The sequence below is a fragment of the Nostoc sp. FACHB-888 genome, from assembly GCF_014696655.1.
GTDB lineage: Bacteria > Cyanobacteriota > Cyanobacteriia > Cyanobacteriales > Nostocaceae > Nostoc.
This window is the reverse complement of sequence record NZ_JACJQM010000326.1, coordinates 1-3246: the sequence shown is the minus strand read 5'-3', so window position 1 is coordinate 3246 and position 3246 is coordinate 1. Positions and strand designations below refer to the sequence as shown.

Genomic DNA, 3246 nt, shown 5'->3' with positions numbered 1-3246 from the left:
TTGAGTTTTTGACGCAAGTAACATAACCATTCACAACAAGAGGTAACTATCATGATGCTTAAAGACAAGGTTGCTTTAGTGACGGGAGGGACATCGGGCATTGGTCGTGCAACTGCGATCGCTTATGCTCAACAACAAGCAAAAGTGGTGGTGGTGGGTCGTCGAATGGATGAAGGTGAAGAAACGGTTCGATTGATCAAGGAAGCTGGCAGAGAGGCCATTTTTGTGCAAGCAGATGTCACGAAAGAAGCCGATGTTGAAGCAATGGTTGATAAAGCGGTTGGCGTTTTTGGTCGGTTAGATATTGCCTTTAATAATGCAGGAACTGTCGGCGAAAATCCCTCATTGATTGAGCAAACAGAAGCGGAATACGATCGCATGATGAACGTCAATGTCAAAGGCGTTTGGTTGTCGATGAAATATGAAATCGCTCAGATGTTGAAACAGGGAAGTGGTGCAATCGTCAATATGGCATCTGCAAATGGAGTAGTTGCACTTCCTAGCGTACCCCTTTACACCGCGAGTAAACATGCGGTAGTCGGTTTAACAAAAGCTGCTGCGCTCCAATATGCCAAAGCGGGTATTCGCATCAATGTCGTTGCACCAGCAGCTATCGAAACAGATATGTTTGAAGCAGCTACAGGTGGGCAGGACGAAGCCAAAGCTTACATAACAGGACTTCACCCAATCGGACGGGTTGGAACACCGCTTGAAGTTGCAAATGCAGTCCTGTTTTTATCATCTGACATGGCATCGTTCGTAATAGGTGAAACATTGATGGTGGATGGTGGGTTTGTAGCGCAGTAGTCGATCAACAGTGCGACACGTTGCGACCAAGTAGCGATCGACCTGCATCATCCGCTCGATCACTCTCCGTGCCGTTGGTTCCTCAAGGGCATCCCGGTAGTACGCAGTGTTTGATTGAGCAGTAATACATCCAAAGGAGTCCATCATGACGACAACACTTGCAGGCATTGCACTGGTAACGGGTGGTTCTCGCGGTTTAGGAGCGGTGATCGTAGGGTATGCCAAAGATCAAAACTTTTACACTCACAATTAACGAAAGGAAAAGAAATGGCTGAAAAATTTGGTGCAAAATCGACCACCGACGAGGTGCTTTCCGGCATTAATCTCAAGGGAAAGCGATTTCTCATTACGGGTGCATCGTCGGGCATTGGGCTTGAAACCGCCCGCTCACTGGTCTCTCACGGCGCTAGCGTCGTCGGCGCGGTCAGGAACCTCACTAAAGCTGAGCTAGCCACTGCATCGGTTCGTGATGCCGCGTCGCAAGGAGGTGGCAGCCTGGAGTTGATCAATCTCGATCTGGCATCCTTGCAAAGCGTTCGTGCCTGTGCGGATAAACTGTTGGCTGACGGTCAACCGTTCGATGCCATCATCGCTAACGCTGGCGTTATGGCAACTCCGTTTGGTCGGACGATCGACGGCTTTGAAGTCCAGTTCGGAACCAACCATCTTGGTCATTTCGCCCTGATGAATCAAATCGAGCCGCTGCTTGCCGATAATGGACGGCTGGTGGTCCTGTCGTCGCTCGCGCATCGCGGTGCCGATATCGACTTGGATGATCCGAATTTTGAGCAGCAGGCATACGATCCATGGGTCGCCTATAGCCGATCGAAAACCGCCAATTCCCTGTTCGCTGTGGAGTTTGACAGGCGGCATCGCGATCGCGGCATTCGGGCTGCTTCGGTGATGCCCGGAAACAGTCTCACGGACCTGCCCCGCCATTTCTCGCCAGAGGATTTGCAGGGACTTTTGCAGACCGTTGACGCAGCGCGCACCGAAGCGGGTCTGCCACCGAAAGGGTTGAAAGAAATCCCGCAGGCAGCCGCGACATCGGTCTGGGCAGCAGTCGTAGCTGACAAAGACGAGATCGGCGGACACTATCTCGAAGATTGTGCAGTTGCGCCGATCAATGACACGCCCAACCCGTTTGCCGACGGCGTAAGGTCGTATGCGCTTGACTCTAACAAAGCTAAGCAGCTTTGGGCGAAAAGCGAGGAATTGATCAGCGCTGTATCCTAAAGGTTTTCGACTTTTGTCAATAAAATTTAGGTGCGTTTACCCTGGGATTTGGAATAGTCAGGAAAAACTATTCATGAGAAAGTTCATTCTTTGGTTAGTTAGTATCGTTCTGGTTGTCAGTGTGCTTGTTGGCTCTGGTTGGCTGAATCGCGCAACTCCTGCTTCAACCTGTGACATCGCAACTCGCTCTACCCAAATCGGGAGTGGAACGCTTTCCTATAATCGAGCAGGGACAGGAGAGCCGATTTTACTGCTGCATGGATTATTTGCCGAGAAAGAGCAGTGGAATGGCATGATGTGCGAGTTGGCTAGAGCAGGCTATCAAGCGATCGCACCCGATCTACCCGGTTATGCCAAGAGTACTGGATTTACCGTGAAAGACTATGCACTAGAGAATCAGGTAGCCCTCCTGCACCAGTTTATCGAGCAGCTGAAGATTCAATCCCTTGATGTTGCAGGTAGCTCGATGGGGGGCACGATCGCAGCCCTTTACAGCCAGCTTTATCCCAACCAAGTTCGCAGCCTCGCCTTTATCGGTTCACCGCTAGGCGTAACGAATTGGGCAACTAGCGTCAGGAAATCGATTATTGAGGGCATCAATCCCTTTATTCCGATTACCAAAGAGCAGTTCGATCTAGAAATCAGTCTGCTTTTCGTGACTCCTCCTACGATTCCGGATGAGGTCAAAACAGAGAAAGTGAACGATTATGTGAATCGTAATCGAGATTATCAACAGACTTGGGACATTGTGAATCTTTATGATGATGTGCTTTGTCAGTTGCCTCACAGTCGGGTTCCGACCCTGGCAATTTGGGGTCAGGAAGACAAAATCTATGATATTCGGGATGTCGAGCGCTCACATCGCTGTCTTCCAGGGAGTCAAATTATTCAATTACCCAAAGCAGGACATTTGCTGTTGATCGAAAACGCTCAGGAAGCAGCATCGAATTATCTTGGTTTTCTGAAAACAATCAAAAATCGATAGACGAATCAAGCATTCAGCAATTAGGCTTCAGTGTCGAGGAACTGAATCTCAGCCAGTTGTTGGCTAATGACCTGAACCGAATGGCACTAAGAAAAGCCGAAACGCTTGTGTATTAAACAGTTTGCAACTGCTTTCTTAATTCATGCCGGGGTTTGGTCATTAAGGGATAAGCTTTCGGGCGGCGTTTACGGACTCGTGGTTCGTTTCTAGCAGGACGG

General features: G+C 49.5%; 3 protein-coding genes. All 3 read left to right on the top strand.

Translation table 11 applies throughout. The features are described 5' to 3' along the window. The first annotated feature begins 51 nt into the window (after positions 1–51). The 3 genes from H6G26_RS40135 to H6G26_RS40125 all read left to right on the top strand — a co-directional run bounded on the left by H6G26_RS40135 (position 52) and on the right by H6G26_RS40125 (position 3028). A complete protein-coding gene (locus H6G26_RS40135) occupies positions 52–807 on the top strand; it encodes an SDR family oxidoreductase (RefSeq protein ID WP_190737533.1) in 756 nt (251 codons plus the stop codon). Positions 808–1074: 267 nt separating this feature from the next. Then, positions 1075–2043: an SDR family NAD(P)-dependent oxidoreductase gene (locus H6G26_RS40130; protein WP_190737531.1), complete on the top strand. Its 969-nt coding sequence runs from the start codon at positions 1075–1077 to the stop codon at positions 2041–2043. A gap of 73 nt (positions 2044–2116) precedes the next feature. Further along, positions 2117–3028, top strand: a complete 912-nt coding sequence (locus H6G26_RS40125; protein WP_190737529.1) for an alpha/beta hydrolase — start codon at positions 2117–2119, stop codon at positions 3026–3028. Positions 3029–3246 lie beyond the last annotated feature (218 nt).

Coding starts and splice junctions, on each gene's coding strand:
- H6G26_RS40135 (WP_190737533.1), top strand. CDS start 52: ATGATGCTTAAAGACAAGGTTGCTTTAGTGACGGGAGGGACATCGGGC.
- H6G26_RS40130 (WP_190737531.1), top strand. CDS start 1,075: ATGGCTGAAAAATTTGGTGCAAAATCGACCACCGACGAGGTGCTTTCC.
- H6G26_RS40125 (WP_190737529.1), top strand. CDS start 2,117: ATGAGAAAGTTCATTCTTTGGTTAGTTAGTATCGTTCTGGTTGTCAGT.